The organism is Candidatus Marimicrobium litorale (assembly GCF_026262645.1).
GTDB classification, from domain to species: domain Bacteria; phylum Pseudomonadota; class Gammaproteobacteria; order Pseudomonadales; family Halieaceae; genus Marimicrobium; species Marimicrobium litorale.
This window is the reverse complement of the sequence record NZ_SHNO01000001.1, coordinates 3,375,307-3,394,161: the sequence shown is the minus strand read 5'-3', so window position 1 is coordinate 3,394,161 and position 18,855 is coordinate 3,375,307. Positions and strand designations below refer to the sequence as shown.

Here is an 18,855-nt window from a genome sequence, read left to right as displayed (position 1 = left end):
TCCCTACTTGGCCATGAGTATTTGCAGTCGATCGCCGGCAGCTTCAGCATCGTCTGCTACCGTGCAAACCAAAGATATGATCTGGTAGAGAAACATCACTTCCACCGGCGGAAGATCTTTTTCCAATTTGAACAGCGCCGAGCGCATCTTGATCGCCATTTTGTCAGACGCCCGTTCGAGTTTATCGAGTGTCTTGAGCATGTCCTCTACACGGCGCACTTCTTCCTGCCCGGTAAATCCAACCGCCAGTAATTCATCCAGTTCCTGAATCGCGCTGAGTGCCTGAGCAGAGGTTGCCGCAGAAGCCTCGGCCAGCTCGATGGCCGCATCCTGAAGCTTCTCGGGAAATCGAATGCTACGGCCGATCACCAATCCCGCGATATCCTTGGCGGTATTGGCAACATGGTCCTGAATGCCGACCAGCGTCAATAAATCGGAACGGGGTACTGGCAGGAACAGGTTATTCGGTAAATGCTTTCGCACGGAGCGCTTCATTTTATCTGCCGCAGATTCCGCGGAGACAATGTCTTTGTGCACCTGCTTGGCGGAGTCCCAGTCATCGGCAGCCATGGCCCGAAACAGCGCTGGCAATAGTTGTGCCGCCTCGTCTGCCAGCGCCATATGTTCCTGAATGGGGCCGATCGGTGACCGTCCAAACAGGTTGCCAAGAGGGCTTAAAATTGCCATAAAATTTGATCTCGCTTCTCAGATTGTCGCAAGTGTAGGGACAAATACTGCCATTGTCACGGTGCTGATACGTTAACTCACGCTAGTGGTCTAATTCGACACAGATTGGGTTTTATACGCCTGAAATTCGCCTCAATACGCCACTTCTTGCCTTATTCTTCTACAACGCCTGCGGCTCATTCCCACTTTTGCGAAAAAAGGTTCACCGGTTAGTGATGCCTAACCCGCTATTCCCCACAAATCCTCACCACGTGCCCAGCTTGCATGAAAGCCCGAGGGAACCCTCTGTGGCAACTGCACCCTGCAAATGGGCCCCACGGTAATATCGCGCGCATCGAACACTAGGCATTCTGATTGCCAGGTGTTTGAATCGGTAACAATGGTGGTCAGGTAGCCATCATCTTCTTCGCTGCTGCGGTTCGCGCCGGGTTTGGGCGCGTAAACTGTTTCACTGCCAAATACACCCGTGCCATAGTCCCACTGAGTGCTCTGCCCGGTTTCGTTGTTGTACTTAACGAGGCCGGTGAAACGCAGCGTGTGGCCACCCTCACTGAGCAAGGGTATGCGTTGGTGATACGCATATTTTGATTTCACACCGTGGAATACCGGGTTGGTCTTGTTGAACTCGGTGTTGAGATCATCAATGTCGCCCTCACGTACTTCACCGGTTACCCGATTAAAGCGCCAGCGATAGTTATTAGCCTCGAGGCGCATATAGGCAAGCATGTGAGCTAACTCGCCATCGCCTGCCTGAGCATCGGGCATCGGATTAGTAGACCGGCATCCGTCCATCACTACCCAATCGCCTGCTTCCCAACAATTACTCACGTGCAATATGTAGCAAGGTTCACACTCGAACCAGCGCACATCTCCGGTGTTACCGCAGCGCGGGATAATACCGAATCGAGTGGGTATGTCCTGATGAAATGTAAGCACCCTCAGCTTGTGACGGCGCAGCACTTCAAGATCATGAAAAAATGGGAGGTCATGCAAAATCGCGTAGTGGGTAGTAAACCCGATGTCATGGGGCAATCGAGGGCCCGGTAATTCTATCGGTACCTCGTGTAACACATTTCCGGCGGCGTCGGCCACACCGAAGGTGAGATAAGGCAACTCGTCGCCGTAGTCAAAAAACAGCAATTCACCTGTTGCCCAATCAACTTTAGAGTGCGCCGAGAGGCGACGCCGGCGGCGCCCCTCCAAGGTAAAAGACCCCTTACTCTCCAGAGTGCGACCGTCGAGCAAAAAAGGATTGCCCGCGTTGTACCAGAGCGTTACCAAATCGCCCTTGTAACAGAACACATCGGTGTTAGAGGTATCCTTTATACCAAATTCAGACACGCCGTAATCAAACGGGCCCATCACGCCGGGAGAAACGGAATGACCCTGCTGCTGCTCCGCTAACAGCGCATCTGTTCTGACCAGTCGGTTGCGATAGGAGGCCTTGCCATCTCTAAAATAGACAGCGTGTACCATGCCATCTCCGTCGAAGGGGTGGTAACGGTTTTTGGGCTGGAATACGGGATTAGGGCCATTGCGCAGATAAGCACCCTCCAGATCGAGGGGGAGCTCACCCTCGATAGGGAGATTTTCCGCAGCTATCTCGTGGCGAGCAGGCGCATAGACACCATGCAGATAGGGGTTGTCCAGTTGATAAATCCAGGGGGGGGTATCATCAAATTCCGTCACGCCACCGAGACAGCGTTCGGTACTGTCAAAATTAACGGGACCCTTTGCTGCTTTCATGGGGGACTGGTCTCACCTTAGCCTGATTGCCCAGCATTCAGTGTAACCTCTACCGGATACTGACAAGCAACCTTATTTTGACTGGAACGTCGGATTTGCAGACAGAAAAACACCGGGTGAGGTGCGAACGCAGTGTCTGATGGGACCTTTCTGGTCAACAACTTCAGCGTTGTATCGTATCGGCCGATGAAACCAGGGGCGTATTATCATAGGTATCCAGCTGGGCCCTTCGCTGCCCCAATTTCTGACACCCAATTTGGTTGCTTTTCAAGTCGAAAATTTCGACTTGAAACCAACTGGCGATGCCCAGGAAGACATAAATAATATTCTTGAGGTGGCGTAGAAACAAGCACATAAAGCAATCACAACGACCGGGGCCACGCGGCCCCGTTTTCTTGTTCGACTTTTGGGTTTGATTTGTTCTGCCGGTGTGCAACTTTTTTAGTCTCTCAAAACCCTCGAGTGCTCACATTTTGGGGGACAACACGCTAGGCAGCGGGTGAGTACATTCGATACCCCATGACCGGTGATTATCAGGCTACCGGCACTGTCTCTTCCAGTGGCGCACTGGACGGACATTCCCATGGAGCCCAGCGACGACGCAGGTGCACAGACCTGCAGAGGGGACTGACGCAGTCGGGAGATGCGGTATCTACTCCGTCCCCTGCTACTGTGAATCCGACCAAGAACGGTAGAACACCAAAGCAGACATAAGCGCGGCCAAAGATCCATAAAATTGCCACATTGCCACTGGCACCGCAGTGGGTGGCGTTGGCGGAGGGGTTGGTGGAGTTGACCGTATGATCTGAATGGTAGCGCCGACTGGGCCGCCTACCGAATACTTGCTGTTGGGCAGTGAGACAGCACCAATAATGCAATCACCCTCCTCCAGCATCGTCACTTCTATTGTGCCCTGCACGGGTATTGTACAGACAGCGGGTGTACTCGATGCGTACAATATCAGCGGCTGCGGATCCTCCGGTGTGCGCGTAGTGGTCGCCGGAGGAGACAACGAAAACGTCCCCCCCTGAACTAAAAGCTCCTGATCCTGAGGATCGAAAGACAGTCCGGGATTCAGTGGCACCCCCGGGCCGATGACGGCCAGTTGCAAAATCGATTGCGTCACTGGCTCTGCCGGGAGATAGGCGCTATTGCCAGCCTGTGATGCCTCAATTTGACAGACCCCGACTTTGACCATGGTAATGCTTGTGTCCGAAATGGTGCAGACATCGGGTGTTAACGACATGTAAGTGACTGGCAAGCCCGATGTTGCCGTAGCCTCCGGGGACAGTGGATAGTTTCCCCCGGATACGAAGTCTTGGAATAAAGGATTCTGTGCCGGGAAATCAATCACTTGCGCCAGCGTTCCTGGTGCGACGTCATACAACAGGCGGAACGTTGGGCTGCTCTCAACGACCCAGCTCAGACCATCAGCACTGGACAGAATGACTCCTTCGTCGCCCACCGCCACGTACTGGCCCGACCCATCATAGGCGACCCCCCAAAGATCATAGGTCGTTCCACTTGATCTTGGCGCCCAGGTAACCCCATCGATGCTGGATAAAATGGTGCCCTCCCTGCCCACTGCGACATACAAATCAGATCCGTTGTAAACAATGCCGCGCAAATCAACGGCAGTCTGACCTGATTGCGAGTCCCACACACGCGACACCGGGTCCGCACTGGTTAGGATGGTGCCCTTATCTCCAACGGCCACCCATTGGGAATCACCGTAGGTGATTCCATAGAGCCCCTCAGGATTTAGGGGGGTTGGTGGCTCTTGTGTCCATGCGACGGCGTCAGGACTAGTCAGTATCCTCGCTGCGAGACCAGAGTCGCCTGAGATCGCGAATAACGCAGACCGGTCATAGGCGACGTCAAATAGAGTGAATGAGAACCTGCCGTTCACAGATGTCCACTCAGCGCCATCTGGACTTGTGATGATACGCCCTTGGCCTCCGGTCACTATCCATTGACCATCCGCGTATCCGGTTCCCCACAGAGCGTCAGTGTTACCGCTCGATTGGACCGACCAGTTCTGCGCATCCGCGCTCAGGATGACGGTGCCAGCCTGACCGGAACCGACCCAGGAACCCTGCCCGTCGAACGCGAGGCCTCGCAGCGTTTCTTCCGTGGGGCTGTCCACTTCGACCCAATTGATACCATCTTGGCTATTAAGAATGGTACCTCTCTCGCCAACCGCTACCCAGCCATTAGCGAAGGACGCCGGACTCGCTGCCACAATCATCACAGCGAAAGCGAAAACGGCAATTTTAAGCAGTCTCTGTTTTAATACGGGCATAAATACATGTCCTAATAAGGCCTCTTACTCAGATTTCCGCTCGCCAGCATACCCATCACCTCATTCATTACGCGACCGGCATTCCCGCACGACTGATCTGTTGTTGCGAGTCATCGCTCTCGTCGCTTCAATGCAAAACAAAAAACTACCGAGCGTATCGACGCAATCATAAAGAACTGATGATAGCCACAATGATGCAGATAGCACAGACTTTCGTGCCCGATTCTAGCAACTGCATGGCCAACCTTAAAGCCACAAATTGACTTTAGAATCTAGCACGCGGAGGAGAATGCACCACGTTCACTCTGCGTAACGCTTGCGCTTGTACGTCACTCCTTAACTGCGTGGGCCCCTCTGTAGACTTGTGTTCGCTCAGGCAACGAACGTCGTCAAATCCAAAAGTGAATGACTACCGTAATCTTGTGATACCTTTGCCGTAGTTTAGATTTACTCAAGCAATGATAGCGGCCAAATCTGGAGCAACCTCATGAAACTCACCATTACTCAATTCGCCGCATTAACAGACGCTGCTGACGTCACTATTCACTCCCTTGAGCAAGCGCTTTACCAGGTAACAGTCGCCCTGCCCTCCGGACCTCATCTAGTAGTGGACAAAAAGGGTAAAACCATCCGCAGTCGAAATCTACAAGGCATGCGAGAGATGCTCCAGACACTGCCGGTTCGCTCGATTACCCTGCGGCATGAGTCGGCTTACGACGAGATGATCGGGCAGCCCATCAGAGAATCCAGTAACGCGCTGGAAGTCAAACTGTCTCATGATCTCTATCCGGAGCCAATCGTTCACTGAATGACCACTGTTTTCTTATATGATTTACCACCTGCCCATTCTTAAATTCACTGCACGGTTCTGTATGCTCGCTGTGCTGTTGATTACCGCGATACTGGATGTTATCGCACAGGAAGCAGGTAGCGACATCTATGTTTATAGCCAGCACAGTCGCGATGGAACCGGGAAATTTTACATGGGCAGGGAAATCGCGCAGGTGATGGGGCACCGCGGCGCCAGCTGGCTGCAAAGACCTGAGCGAGAGAAGAAGGAAAGGACAGATCTCCTTCTTAGCCTGTTAGAACTAAGGCGCGGCGACATCGTTGCCGACATCGGAGCAGGAACCGGGTACTTCACACTCCCTATGGCCGCAATTGTAGGCCCGACCGGGCAGGTATTGGCTGTAGATATACAACCCGAAATGCTTGCCATCATCAAAGAGAGGGCACAGGCAGAGAATGTAGACAATATTGTTCCAGTGCTTGCGAGCGAGCTCGATCCAATGCTTCCTGACAATACGGTTGACGTTGTGCTCATGGTCGATGCTTACCATGAGTTTTCGTATCCGCGCGAGGTCATGATACGCGCCGTAAGCGCTCTGACCGAGAACGGGCGAATTATACTGGTAGAATATCGAGCGGAAGATGACACCGTTCCGATCAAACGCTTGCACAAGATGAGCATCGCTCAAGCCAGACGAGAGATGTCCGCTGTCGGCCTCGTACTAGATAAAATATACGATCCTCTGCCGTGGCAACATATAATGGTATTTCGTCATCAGTAAATTGCCGCGCCAGCAACATACTGGGTGCGTGTGTATAACACGTAACGTCGCTGGCAGAATTTTGGGATAGTGTCCGTCATAATCTCTGTGAACATATTTTCAGGCAACAATAAAGCAGAACGCTGTAACTGAAAGCACTAAAACGCATGCCAGTCTGCGTTGCTCGTAAACGTATCCGATTAAAATACGCCTGCTTCGCGCCCATTTCTCCTCCAGTACCGCTTACACTGTCACCGTGTCCTGACAGTATTGCGGCACATTCAGGCGAGGAGAGACCTTAACGTCTATTCTTGCGCGGCCAGTATGCCAGCCATACACATTAAAAGGGCATATAGCGTGAACAATATGCAGATCAATATCGCAGAGCACGGCAGTGGCGCGGTACCGATAATTCTTATTCACGGCTTTACGTGCAGCCTTTCTGACTGGAGCCATCAGGTGTCCAGCCTGTCGACCCGTTACCGCTGCATGGCCGTCGATCTACCTGGCCATGGTAGATCGCCTCCTCCGCGACAAGCGACTATCGAAACGCTGGCACACTCTGTTAATCATATGCTTGATGATCTCGGATTAGATACAGTAGTGCTTGCAGGACACAGCATGGGCTGCCGCATAATCTCGGAGATGACGAACCAATCACGCCACCGCGTTCGTGGCCTCGTTTACATCGATGGCAGCATTGTCGCAGACGGAGACGTCGACGCTGCAGTAAGTCGCTCTATTGAGACAGTTGAGCGTCTCGGCATGCCTCAATTTCTCGATAGGTTCTATCACGGTTTTTTCACCGAGAATACACCCCCAGCCATCAGGGAGTCGGTCTGGGCACATTTTGCTTCAATCGATCTAAACTTTGCAAAAGAGCTCTGGCTCAATATGGTTCGCTGGGACGCCTCACAATCGAGGTCAGTGCTGGCTACCATTGATGTACCCGCATTAGTGATACAGTCAACGTTTCTTAACTCCGACCTAAAGCGAATTTCACTATCGCCGGGACAATCGTCAACATGGGTAGACGAGGTATCAAAAGCGGTGGGTGATGTAACCGTTCAAATCATCGAAGGGGTCGGTCATTTTCCGATGCTTGAAGCACCTGAGCAGACGAATGAGGCGATACACCAATTTATGCAGCACATCCGTTGAGCGGCGAACAATGCAGCGACACAGCATGGCAGTAGACGGCGTATTATCAGCCAGTGAGGGGTAAAAAGCCGTATTGATTAATTTGACCGGAGATAAACACGACAGCGCGCACATTTGTTCTATACTTGAAAACATGACCTGACACGTATGGCCAATCGCCCGAGGCCACGCGTTTTTCTCGATGGGCAAAACTTCGGAGAAGATCATGAAGATACGTTATATTACAACTGCAGCAGCTCTGTTGATTGCAATGAACCCTGCTACGGCAGACGACTCCATCACTGAGGCTGAAATAACCACAGCTCAGGAAGGCTGGTGTAACGCACTCGTCGAGATCAGCGCTACCAACGCAAAAAGCGGCCAAGCGGCGGCCAAGGCGCTTGCCGAATCTGTCATCGACTCCGCTTACGCCTATCAAATGGGACCCGTTCTGTTCAAACCGACCCTCACTGTCAATCCGCAAACTTTCCGCACCACGCGTGAGGGCGCACTCGCATACTTCGTCGGCGGTGATCCAGCGTACCCTAACGACACCGGTTTCGCGTTGAATGACTGGACGGCATGCGAAGACGATAATGCCGCTATTTTTATCTCGGGAAATACTGCGAGCACCATGGGTAAGGTTCACTTCACCGATAGTAAAGGCAACGTTACAACGGTGGACAAAACCTGGCAGTTCGTAAAGGATGACGAAGGACAACTCCGCATTGTAGTCCACCATTCATCGCTAGAGCACACAGCTGACTAGCGACTCGGCGAACCTGCCTGAGCTCTCAGTCTTGCCCGCAATAGGGGTTGCGGTCTCGCGGGCACAGGCAGATCCGGAATCGTACGGCCTGTTCGGACACACTCTTTACCATTGAATTGCCATTATTAAATAGAGCGTCTGTTCGAGATACCTTTTTCATTTCCAGACTTTGCATTCAGATAAGATGTGTAAACGACCCTGTTATGGCTTCTCAACAAATACCCGCCATGCCACTGCAGATAACGTTGCTCAAACAAACTAAGCCACACCACAATCCTTGTGCATCTGATCGTTAATTTAGCTGACTAGAGGCAGGCGCGCTAATATTACACGCTACTGTCGACGTGCCAGCCACCATTGCGCGTCGCTTGCTCGAGTCATAACAGTAAACAATAACGATTGCCGTTGCGGAACTTTTTAACGCATTATCCTGTGAGCCACTAAGTATCGGCGCGTGGTACCTCATAACATTTAGACGGTCATCAAAACCCTTTTGGAATTTTGTTAAATAGGAAAAGAATTCCAAGCGTGAAAAATAGCAACAAGGCTAGAAGAAGATAACTTTCGGAATAACCCCAGCGCTCCGACACCATGCCAAATAATTTAGAGCCGAGAGACAGGCCCAAATTCGCTGCTGACATATACACGGCAAACTGCGTCGCAGACACACGCTTGGCGCAAATGCTCATGGCGATGGAAATCACGCAGACCATTGCCACGGGGTCAAGTAAAACCCAAATAGACAGCATTACGAGAACATAGGTTTCTTCACGCCAGAGGTGTTCGGTTTGAGCCAGAATCAGAGCATGCGCGAAAACGACCGCAGTCGTTATAATCGACATTTTTTTTACGCCAAATTTGTCAATAAAAGGGCCCAACCCCAATGCCACAAATGCACCGAGTAAGCCCATAGTCGCAACAAGATTCGACCACTCAGCCGTAGACAGACCAAACAAGCGCACTGCGGCAATTGGCATGAGCGCGTCGCCATAGCCGTTAACCAGTCCGTGAAAAAAAAGAATCAGAAAAACCGTTAGGCTTGTCCGACTCCAGAGCACATCGTTTAAGGACGTGACCAGCGAGGCAATCGAGCTTTTTTCGGGAATCGAACCCGCATGCTCGCCAGCGCTCCATGGGAATCGCTTTTCACCCTTCCTTTCAGTAACAAAGAAAAATCCCAAAAAAATAATCGAGCAAACCGAAGCGCCCACCACCGCCGTCAAACCAAGGCCGAATGATGAAAGCATCACGCCACTAGCCGCAGCTGCGGATGCCCAGCCAATAGCTTTGCCAAAGCTCATAAACGCATTCACTTTTCCCTGCTCTTGTTCCGGTACAAGGTCGATGGCCATGCCGTCGACAGCTACATCTTGAGTCGCGGCAAATCCTTGAACAACGGCGGCTAGAATCGTTAGCAGAGTGAATTGTGTCAGGGGATCGTCGATAATCACCAGTGAACACATTGCGAGTGTCATACCGAGCTGTGCAGCTAAAATCCAGGGCCGTCGCAATCCCATAGCAGGAAATTGAAAGCGATCCATCAAGGGGCCGGTTGTCAGCTTAAAGACCCAAGGCAATACGATGATCGCCAGATAGGATGCGATAGCCGATGCCGACATGCCCTGACTCGCCAGCCATGCTGGCATCGCTATGTTGAGCAAGCCTTTTGGGATACCTTGGGCAAAGTAAAGCAGACCACAAGTACTGTAGCGTAGGCTAGAACTCTGGGATAAATACACAATAGTCTCCTATAGCATTTATTTTAGGATAGGTATCAATAAACCACCGTGCGACATGATTATAAACTGCTCGAAGCGCATTATCTTGTCTTTATTGTATCGCCATCGCGCTATCTGCCCCGGGTAACACGCTTCAACGTCGAGCGTGATGCTCGCCACCCCCCTAGCTGCGTGCAAGGCTATATTCGCTTCAGCACCGTCGATGGGTGCGTCAAGAGAAATTTGGTCAGCGCTGCGCGAGGGAATGCGTTGAATAGATACGGGAGTGTTCTGCGACAAAAACGCACTGCGCTATTTTCTGGACAATGGGACGTCGCATTGGCGACGCTGGCGCCCCAGCCAAGAAAATGCTCTGGCGAGTTTTTCGTCGCTCACCAAGAGATCCAGACTACCGAAACTTTTTGCCAGCTCCATCTCTGAATAAGTAGAGTGGATGGCCGTATGACAATCGCGGCAAATGTAGACTCCCATCGCCAGTTCATGTTTCGAATAAAGACGTGTGAAACGACCACGTCGATGGACCTTCCTTGGAATGAGGTGATGAAAGCTGAGAGCGAGCTGACGGGAACAGCAGGGACACAAACCCACCGTTGCCCTGCGCCGCCTCCGCATCGAAATAGTGCTCGACTGATTAGTGGACAATGTCATCGTCGGCAGAAAACGTGTGCGCTACCTGCTGGGCGTGATCCAAAACTCGATCAGCCATCATGGTAGCGAACGGGTCCATACAAAAGCCCTGGAAAGCGGTCATGGACAGCAATAAAAAAACCTCTAGCAACTGATCCTCGCCATCCACCTGCTTTAGCTGACCCTGCACCTGCGTAAAAAAAGCATACGCTTCAGACTGACCAGAGCTTTCCAGATAAATGACCAAATCAGCGATCACCGCTGACATATCTTTTACTACTGTATCGATATCATCCATACGACACATACGCGGGCATACATCAGCCAGATCAGCCGGTAGTGCACTATCATCCCGGGCGCGATAACGGATTATTGCAGAGTTTCAATTCAATTCTGCGATGGCAGACTCAGGTCAGCTCCTAGATGGTAGCGGAAAAAGCGTGCCGCTATGGCTAAACAAGAGTCACCGCCATATTTCAAAGGTCGGACGCTTTATCCTAACTTACCAGTGTTGCCCTGCTCGGTTGCAAAAGCACCTCAATCGACTCTATTAGCAACTTTCTGCGATAAGGCTTCTGGATGAAACTGTCGTAATCTGTGTTCCAGCCGTCTAATTTATGTAGGGCTTCTTCCGGGTGACCGCTCGACATAATGACTGGCAACTCGCTGTAATTCTCTCTGATCTTGCCCCATGTCTGGACTCCGCTAAGTCCTGGCATGGTAATGTCCAAAATCACTAGACGCAGGGAGTCACCCATATTGTCGAGAGTAATAAGCGCTTCTTCCCCGCTTTCTGCAAGGTGGACATTGAATCCTGCAGAGACAAGATGCTTCTCAAGAATAGAGCGAATTCCTTCTTCATCATCAACTACCAATACGTCATTGTTAGAAAAATCGCCGGCGGGGTCGGATACCTCACCTTTCATATCGCTACAGATTGACTCGCTTTCTACCGGAAGCAAAAACGTGAACGTAGTGCCCTTTCCTTCCTCCGTCTCGATCTTAAGTTGCCCTTCATGGCTATCAAGGATACCGCGAGTTGCAGCCAGCCCAAGCCCACGTCCGGTGAATTTCGTCGTGAAGAAAGGATCAAATATTTTCGCTAATGTTTCCGGCGCCATTCCTGCGCCGTTGTCACTGACCGTGACGTGAACCATTTTTCCCCTAACTTCCCCGTGTTGGACGCGTGCACCTCGGTCGCTCCTTGTGCCCGGGAACCCGACACCCGTGCTGATTCTTATCTTGCCTGGCTCATCGGCTATGGCATCAACAGCATTGGTAATCAGGTTCATCAAGACCTGGCGAATTTGCGCTGATCCGCCACGCACCAGTGGGAGATCGTCCGTCAGGTCAAAATCAATCTCAATACTTTTCGGTATCGTAACTGAGATCAAACCGCTCACCTCACGAATAAGCGACGATAAATTGAGAGCCTCAGTCATATAGGTCGTCTCGCCGGCGTAGGCGAGTAACTGGCTTGTAAGCTCGGCGGCGTTCGTCGCGGCGACTTCGATGTCACCGAGTGTTGACTGCATTGGTGACCCTGCGTTGATGCTTTTACGAACGATCTCTGTATTTCCCAAAACAGTCATCAAAAGATTATTGAAGTCATGCGCGATTCCGCCTGCTAACAGGCCGAGTCCTTCGAGCTTCTGCGCTTGAATCATAGCCTGGGACTCTTGCCGAGCCTTGGTCACATCAGACATCCGCCAAGCGCGACCCTGAGTTCCTCGCTCCGTTTGAACAGACAGAGTGATTACTTCCAGAATCCTTCCATCATTCAAGTGAAAATCACACACCTCCGTTTTTGTAGATTCAAATTCGCCGCTCCCAGGCACCCACATCCGTTGCATTGTTCTGGGCTGCGGCTCACGAAGCTTCTCCTCCAAACACTGATGAAGATTTTTACCAAGACCACGTATCTCTCGTGTTGACATGCCCCACAGTCTTGCAAATGCTTCATTGAGATAACGAATATCACCGTTCTGATCTTTAAATAAAAGCCCTTCTCCCATCGCCAGATCAAGCGCCTCTAATAGAGCGAAATGCTCCTCCGATTCGTCTAACGCAGCCCGGAGAGCCGTTCGATCTCTAAGGCGCAAACACTTTCCAGCTTCATGTCCACGACTTTTCTCGACAGTGGAGACTTCGATAGCAACAATACTTTTCACACCTGCCGGTGAAGTGAATTCATGCTCCTTTAAGGTCGACTGCATTTTGCCAGCTCTTTCGAGCGAAAAAGAGGGGACCACACTGGAAAGTACGTCATCAATCGGCGCACCCGGAGTTAGTGTTCCGACACCAAACAGTTTATGAGCATTTTTATTGGCATAAAGAATCTGTCGATGCTGCGTGATAATTACGATCGGATCGGCGTCATGGTCGAGTACACTGGGAAGAGAGACCCGCTCAAGGACAAAAAGATCGCGGCGCTCTACGGCAAAGAGAAAGAGTAGGCAGCTGAACGCATATCCTAACGCCGTAGGATCGTACGATAGCGGCACCGGACTGAACACGTAGACCATGTTCATAGACATTGGAACCGCTACGGCAGCCACCAGAAAACGGCACTGCGCGCGTATAGTTGGATCCTCCGCAGCAAAGCCTTCAGATGCGTGAACAAAAACCGCAGCAAGAAGCGCGAAATAATTCACCGCGGCCGTGACATACCAGAGAGGCCCGTACTCGCTTCTCATGAACGGCCTTATCTCTATAAACTGGTGGTGCCAGGGGTTTGTTATCAACGCGACCCAAAGGATCGCGTTTATCGTAACAAGTACGGGTAACGCTTTGTGAAAATAGACTTTGCGGTAGCCAACCATCCTTGAAAAGCCTGTGGTAAACAACCACCAGCCCGGGGCAATGGTGAGCAGCCCCGTATAGACCATGAGCATTCCAAACCAGTGGAGTGAATCATAGCCATGATGAATCGAGGACAAAAGATCGCCAAAGGCAAAAATTAAAGCCGAAAAGAACACCAAGGGAAGGGCTGGCCATAACGCCGCGGGTGGGCGCCGATAAAAAATGTGCGTCGAAAGCGCCACTAGCAGCAAAATACCGAGCGACGTGGCAATCTGAGCTTCGGACATACTTTAATCCAATTATGCACCTGCCTTTTAGAAGGCACTTAGTCTGAGTATCTCACAGACCTAATTTTGACAATATCAGTAGTTTTACGGGTGCTTTTCAAGATCAAGGCGATAGGCAATAGCTCGAACTCTCAGATGCAAACCTTCGAATTACAGGGAGAATACAGGTGCAGAGAGGGAACCGCAGTATGCGGCCAAAGGGCTCACTGCGAACGTATTAGACCTCTAAGCCGTCTCCAACCGATCATTACCGACGATTTCTTGTTTTATATTTTCTCTATTTGACTGACATGCCCGGGCAATACGTCTCTGTACCACCGACACGTCAACGAAATTACGTTAAGACTGATTGAACGAGAATTGATGAAGGGCACATCAACCACGTCAAACCGGCAAATTGAGCGTCCTTTTCACAGCCAAGGCTAACTGTTCTCCCGCATAGGGCTTACCAAGAAACTCGCTGACGCCTGCATCCAGAGCGTTTTTTACGTCGCTACTTTCAGAGAACCCACTAACAATAACCGCTTTCTGCCCAGGACAGATTTTAGCGAACTGCTTATATGCCTCGAGACCGTTCATATGCGGCGGCATCAGCATATCGAGTAGCACGAGATCAGCACGCGAGCGCTTAAGAAACTCTATGGCGGCTTCGCCGGAGTTAGCCGTTACCACTGTATAGTTCAACGATCGAAGAATAGATGACGCTATCTCACGCTGCTCCTCTTCGTCGTCTACAACGAGGACCACCTCACCTGAGCCCGTTAAATCGACCGGGTTCTCAGGCAATTTTTTTTCCTTAAAATCATCGCTGCACACGGGAAAACTCATAGTAAAGCACGTGCCAGAGGTAGCATCACTGGTTACGTCGATGTGCCCGCCGTGCTCCTGCACAGTGTTCCAAACAATGGTAAGCCCCAAACCCGTGCCACTCACACCCATCACTTTACGAGTATAAAACGGCTCGAAAATTCGCTTCAGGTCATGTTCAGCAATACCTCCCCCGGAATCACGTACCTCAAGCATTGAGAATTCACTCTGGTCCGGCGCATCTCCCTCTGGGATATTATGAAACACATTTCCTGCAGTTCTTATCAGTATAATGCCTTCACCGCCTATGCTCTCCGCACTATTTGTTACAAGATTCATAACACTTTTAAATATATGAGTACGCGAACAAGATATATTTTCTATATTTGGGTCGAGTTCTTTCTCAATCGTGACTTGAGGATAACGGGTTCTCAGCGAGGAGGCTTCTGGCGACTCAAGGTACTCATCTACTATGCTGTTTAAACTGCAGGAATGCTTTGTACTGGCAACACCCCGAGCAACAGTGAGCAGATCTGCCACCACGTCCGCCGCTCTGTTTCCTGATCTTATCACTGCCTCCAACGGCTTTCGAAACTCACTGTCCTTCGACAGCTTTATCAACATCAGCTCCGGGTAATTGATAACTCCTGAGAGGATATTATTGAGGTCGTGGGCAACGCCACCGGCCATCATGCCTATAGCCTCCATTTTTTGTGCTTGCTGCAACTGCTTGTTTATCAAATCCTTTTCTGCTTCCGCTGCAATACGCTGTTGTATTTCATACACCAGACTTTTTCGCTCCTCGTCCAGACTAATATTCGTGAATATGAGGTTATCCAGCGTACGCTTTAGTTGTTCAAATACAATCGAGATGGATGTCGCAGTTACAAGGTTTAACACCATAAAATTGACCGAAAGAATCGCCCACCCGATCACGAGATTATCTTCTGTGTTAGTCCAGTTGGCGACTCCAATTTGTATTGCGTAACCTGCCAAAATCATTATTAGTAAATTGATAGCCAGCGTTATGGCCGCAGCTTCAAAGCCAAGAAGTACGGCGGCGAGAATCGGTACCGAAAAAAACCAGTTAATCGAGTAGTCCGCGTCAATGAAAATGAGTAAGGCTAGGCCGAGGAGGTAGCAGGCGGCCATCAGAAATCCTGTTTTGAACAGAAACGAGACATTTTTTGAAAAGTGAATGCAAACAATAGAACCGTAAATGATCGTGTCAACTAGCACGATAATCCAGAAGCCTTCGGCAGCTGCCATAAAAACACTGGGGATATATGCGATTAAACCGAATACCGAAAAAATTGCATACATAAAATCCAGCTGCTTTTCACGCCAGTACTGTAGATCTCGGATCTCGTCAGAATCGGCAAAGAGAGACTGAATTTTTGGAAATATTCTGGTTATGAGAGTCGCATTTCGTTCATCAGCCATCCCTGCCTCCTGCGGCCTGAAAACAATCGCAAGACCTTTTGAGTTAATTCGCGTGCTCAGCGCTTTTCGAATATATCGTCAGCTATTTTAACGGACGTAGCTCATTGGCATGTCAGCAAAATGCGCGCCGCTAGGCATTTTCTGCCTGTCACAACTTAAACATCGCGCGGGTCGTTAAAACATCGTGCTCCTTTTCAATCACCGCCACATACAGAGCCTACCGTAATAAAAATAGAACTGAAATCGCTTTTCTCGCGTTCTCAACAATCACTAAAATTTCAGGCAAATCTTACCGAAGTGCTGCTGCGACTCCTGCACGCGGAACGCGTCAGCTAACGCCTCGAGACCAAAACTCCGATCAATCACGGGTTTTAGGCCTATGGTATTGATCGCCTTCACCATGTCTTGCTGGTTTGCCCTTGATCCAACTGTAATGCCACTGATCACGGCGTTTTTCTGGAACAGCTCCGCGGTGGGCAAGGAACCCTCGAACCCGGTCAGTACGCCAATCATAGAGATATGCCCGCTCATAGCGATGCCGCGTACAGACTGGGCAAGGGTACCGGAGCCCCCAACCTCAACAATCACATCGACTCCCTTTCCTTCTGTCATTTCAAGCGTGCGATCACCCCAATTCTCGTGCTCCCGGTAGTTAATCAGCTGATCAGCACCTAGTGCTTCGAGTTTTTCCAGCTTTACATCCGAGGATGACGTAGCGATCACGTGGCATCCCGCCGCCTTGGCAAATTGCAGCGCGAATACCGATACCCCTCCACTGCCCTGTACCAAAACGGTATCTCCCGATTTCACTCTGGCCTCCACCATCAATGCACGCCAAGCGGTGGCCGCGGCACAAGGTAGTGTAGCCGCTTCTTCAAATGTATAGCCCTCGGGCATATGCGTGAAGGCCGCGGCACTCATAGTGACAATCTCGGCAGCAAAACCATCCACGTTATCACCGGGAATACCGCCGATCTTTGCCAGAGTATCTGCTGGGCCGTCTGGCCAATGAGGAAAAAAGCAGCTCATTACTCTGTCGCCAACCTGAAAATCAGTCACACCCGCCCCCACAGCCTCAACTACTCCGGCACCATCAGACATCGGTATTCGACCATCGTCCACTGGCAGCAAACCGCAGGCCACCACATAATCATGAAAATTGAGCGAGCTAGCATGATTACGCACCCGAATTTCCGTGCTCTGCGGTTCTGTGTTTTCCACTTCTACCAACTCTAAATTATCCAGCCCACCCGGCGACTTCAACTTCACTGCTCGCATTACCTATTCCTCTCTCTATTGTCGTTTACACAATCAAACGTGTAAGTTAACGCATTTTTATCCAAAAATATCTGAATCCACCGCATACATCACTCTGCGCATGCGACCTATCTCTCACGGTCAGCTCCCGTAAAACAGACTCTTCGATCAAGCAGAGCCTTAATTGAACCTCTCTTTTCGAAAACGATATCGCTTCTGAACCATGGCTAACGTACTAAATTAAATCGAAATCTGCCCACTGCGGCCTCCGCATATCATCGACAAATCTGGAGTAAGTCCAGGGCCAGCTAGCAGGGATTCCCGACGCATCGAGATACCAGCTCTTGCAGCCCCCGGTGTACCAGACAGTACTTTTTGCCGCCGCAATTCGATCAGCATCAAACGTACGCATCGCCTCTTCGCTGGCACTGATTTCGTTATACTTGCCACTAGTGAGCTGCTCCAACAATTGCTCGATATAACCCCATTGATGCTCGGCAATATCTATAAGAGAAAAATTACCTACCGGGCCATTAGGGCCGTTGAGCATAAAAAAGTTAGGAAAATCCGGCATGCTGATGGCAAGGTATGCAACGGGCCGAACAGACCAAAGCGTTTCAATATCTGCGCCATCACGCCCAATCACCCTCATTGGTCGCATAAACTGATCGCTTTTGAAGCCGGTAGCGAGCGCGATAATATCCAGTTCGTGCAGGACACCGTCGTTGGTGCGAATGCCGGTGGTTTCAATTCGGGTGATGTCTGACCGCACTAAATGCGCGTTAACACGCTGGATGGCCATATAGTAGTCTGGAGAAAATATCAGCCTTTTGCATAGCGCCTGGTGATCTGGACGTAATTGCTCTTTAAGCCCTTGTTCAGCTACGTTTTTCTCCAAATTGTCCAGGCAGGCCTGCGCCATCGCTCTACCGCCCTCAGAATCCGCAGAAATAAGCGCTTCGGTGTACCGCTCCACAGCGGCGGTATAACCTTCAAAATCCATAGAGTCACTGAGTATTTTCGGATCTGTACGAAACGCTGACCTTTCCTCTTGGGAGAAATAACCATTTTCGACCGGCATTATCCATTGGGGGTTACGCACGAAATGGCTAACATCAATACCACCCGCGGATAGCTCAGAGATAATCTGAACACCTGTTGAACCCATGCCGATTACGCCAACTCGCTTGCCCTCCAGAGTTACACCATGATCCCATCGCGCGGTGTGAAAAAGGTCACCCTCAAATGCCTCTACTCCCTCTATATTTGGATAGGCGGGATGATGCAATACACCTGTAGCAGCGATTACAACATTGGCCTGGTCGCTGCTCCCATCACTCATCTGGACATGCCAACAGCCACTGTCGAACCTGGCCTGCAACACTTCCATATTAAATTGTATATGTTGCTCGATCTGATACTTTTGGATGGTGCGCTCAAAGTAAGCTTGTATTTCACCGCCACTCGATAGGTGACGAGACCAATCAGGATTTCGAGCAAAAGTGTAAGTGTAATGATGCGAAGGAACGTCACACGTCAATCCCGGATAGGTGTTTTCTCTCCACGTTCCGCCGACACGATCAGCTTTTTCATAAATCACCACATTACTGTAGCCCGCCTCTTTCAGTTTAATTCCCGCCAGTATGCCGGCCATACCGGCCCCAATGACGATCACACGAAAGTTGTCTTTTACCATGTT

Annotated in this window: 13 protein-coding genes; 4 read left to right on the top strand and 9 right to left on the bottom strand. The window is 50.6% G+C overall.

The window, feature by feature from the left end:
* Nucleotides 1-3: 3 nt before the first annotated feature.
* The 3 genes from EYC82_RS15255 to EYC82_RS15245 form a co-directional block, all read right to left on the bottom strand.
* Nucleotides 4-687, bottom strand: coding sequence for a TIGR00153 family protein (locus EYC82_RS15255; protein WP_279250405.1), 684 nt, complete (start codon nt 685-687; stop codon nt 4-6).
* Nucleotides 688-906: 219 nt separating this feature from the next.
* Nucleotides 907-2,433 carry a carotenoid oxygenase family protein gene (locus EYC82_RS15250; RefSeq protein ID WP_279250404.1) on the bottom strand — a complete coding sequence of 509 codons (1,527 nt, stop codon included), beginning with the start codon at nt 2,431-2,433 and terminating at the stop codon, nt 907-909.
* A gap of 667 nt (nt 2,434-3,100) precedes the next feature.
* Nucleotides 3,101-4,735: a WD40/YVTN/BNR-like repeat-containing protein gene (locus EYC82_RS15245; protein ID WP_279250403.1), complete on the bottom strand. Its 1,635-nt coding sequence runs from the start codon at nt 4,733-4,735 to the stop codon at nt 3,101-3,103.
* A 487-nt stretch (nt 4,736-5,222) separates the two neighbouring features.
* Between EYC82_RS15245 and EYC82_RS15240 the strand changes: the two genes are divergently transcribed.
* The 4 genes from EYC82_RS15240 (at nt 5,223) to EYC82_RS15225 (ending at nt 8,194) form a co-directional block, all read left to right on the top strand.
* Nucleotides 5,223-5,543, top strand: a complete 321-nt coding sequence (locus EYC82_RS15240) for a DUF6482 family protein (protein ID WP_279250402.1) — start codon at nt 5,223-5,225, stop codon at nt 5,541-5,543.
* 64 nt (nt 5,544-5,607) lie between these two features.
* Entirely contained in the window at nt 5,608-6,306 is a 699-nt protein-coding gene (locus EYC82_RS15235; protein ID WP_279250401.1) for a class I SAM-dependent methyltransferase, read from the top strand.
* Nucleotides 6,307-6,651: 345 nt separating this feature from the next.
* Entirely contained in the window at nt 6,652-7,446 is a 795-nt protein-coding gene (locus EYC82_RS15230) for an alpha/beta fold hydrolase (RefSeq protein WP_279250708.1), read from the top strand.
* 205 nt (nt 7,447-7,651) lie between these two features.
* The gene (locus tag EYC82_RS15225) at nt 7,652-8,194 is read left to right on the top strand and encodes a hypothetical protein (protein WP_279250400.1); all 543 of its coding nucleotides are present in this window, start codon (nt 7,652-7,654) and stop codon (nt 8,192-8,194) included.
* A gap of 482 nt (nt 8,195-8,676) precedes the next feature.
* Here EYC82_RS15225 and EYC82_RS15220 read toward each other — a convergent pair whose 3' ends face one another.
* The 6 genes from EYC82_RS15220 to EYC82_RS15195 all read right to left on the bottom strand — a co-directional run bounded on the left by EYC82_RS15220 (nt 8,677) and on the right by EYC82_RS15195 (nt 18,852).
* Nucleotides 8,677-9,933, bottom strand: coding sequence for an MFS transporter (locus tag EYC82_RS15220; RefSeq protein WP_279250399.1), 1,257 nt, complete (start codon nt 9,931-9,933; stop codon nt 8,677-8,679).
* A 631-nt stretch (nt 9,934-10,564) separates the two neighbouring features.
* Nucleotides 10,565-10,858, bottom strand: a complete 294-nt coding sequence (locus EYC82_RS15215) for a hypothetical protein (RefSeq protein ID WP_279250398.1) — start codon at nt 10,856-10,858, stop codon at nt 10,565-10,567.
* A gap of 199 nt (nt 10,859-11,057) precedes the next feature.
* Nucleotides 11,058-13,649 (bottom strand): ATP-binding protein, encoded by a 2,592-nt coding sequence (locus EYC82_RS15210; RefSeq protein WP_279250397.1) that lies wholly within the window; start codon nt 13,647-13,649, stop codon nt 11,058-11,060.
* A 384-nt stretch (nt 13,650-14,033) separates the two neighbouring features.
* Nucleotides 14,034-15,899 (bottom strand): hybrid sensor histidine kinase/response regulator, encoded by a 1,866-nt coding sequence (locus tag EYC82_RS15205; RefSeq protein ID WP_279250396.1) that lies wholly within the window; start codon nt 15,897-15,899, stop codon nt 14,034-14,036.
* Between the two features lie 270 nt (nt 15,900-16,169).
* Complete coding sequence (locus EYC82_RS15200; RefSeq protein WP_279250395.1) at nt 16,170-17,177, bottom strand: zinc-dependent alcohol dehydrogenase family protein; 1,008 nt, start codon at nt 17,175-17,177, stop codon at nt 16,170-16,172.
* A 214-nt stretch (nt 17,178-17,391) separates the two neighbouring features.
* A complete protein-coding gene (locus EYC82_RS15195; protein WP_279250394.1) occupies nt 17,392-18,852 on the bottom strand; it encodes a flavin-containing monooxygenase in 1,461 nt (486 codons plus the stop codon).
* Between the last annotated feature and the right edge of the window lie 3 nt (nt 18,853-18,855).

What these genes read in the sequence shown, in the direction of transcription:
- EYC82_RS15255 (WP_279250405.1), bottom strand. Translation starts at nt 687, where the DNA reads ATGGCAATTTTAAGCCCTCTTGGCAACCTGTTTGGACGGTCACCGATC.
- EYC82_RS15250 (WP_279250404.1), bottom strand. Translation starts at nt 2,433, where the DNA reads ATGAAAGCAGCAAAGGGTCCCGTTAATTTTGACAGTACCGAACGCTGT.
- EYC82_RS15245 (WP_279250403.1), bottom strand. Translation starts at nt 4,735, where the DNA reads ATGCCCGTATTAAAACAGAGACTGCTTAAAATTGCCGTTTTCGCTTTC.
- EYC82_RS15240 (WP_279250402.1), top strand. Translation starts at nt 5,223, where the DNA reads ATGAAACTCACCATTACTCAATTCGCCGCATTAACAGACGCTGCTGAC.
- EYC82_RS15235 (WP_279250401.1), top strand. Translation starts at nt 5,608, where the DNA reads ATGCTCGCTGTGCTGTTGATTACCGCGATACTGGATGTTATCGCACAG.
- EYC82_RS15230 (WP_279250708.1), top strand. Translation starts at nt 6,652, where the DNA reads ATGCAGATCAATATCGCAGAGCACGGCAGTGGCGCGGTACCGATAATT.
- EYC82_RS15225 (WP_279250400.1), top strand. Translation starts at nt 7,652, where the DNA reads ATGAAGATACGTTATATTACAACTGCAGCAGCTCTGTTGATTGCAATG.
- EYC82_RS15215 (WP_279250398.1), bottom strand. Translation starts at nt 10,858, where the DNA reads ATGGATGATATCGATACAGTAGTAAAAGATATGTCAGCGGTGATCGCT.
- EYC82_RS15210 (WP_279250397.1), bottom strand. Translation starts at nt 13,649, where the DNA reads ATGTCCGAAGCTCAGATTGCCACGTCGCTCGGTATTTTGCTGCTAGTG.
- EYC82_RS15205 (WP_279250396.1), bottom strand. Translation starts at nt 15,899, where the DNA reads ATGGCTGATGAACGAAATGCGACTCTCATAACCAGAATATTTCCAAAA.
- EYC82_RS15200 (WP_279250395.1), bottom strand. Translation starts at nt 17,177, where the DNA reads ATGCGAGCAGTGAAGTTGAAGTCGCCGGGTGGGCTGGATAATTTAGAG.
- EYC82_RS15195 (WP_279250394.1), bottom strand. Translation starts at nt 18,852, where the DNA reads ATGGTAAAAGACAACTTTCGTGTGATCGTCATTGGGGCCGGTATGGCC.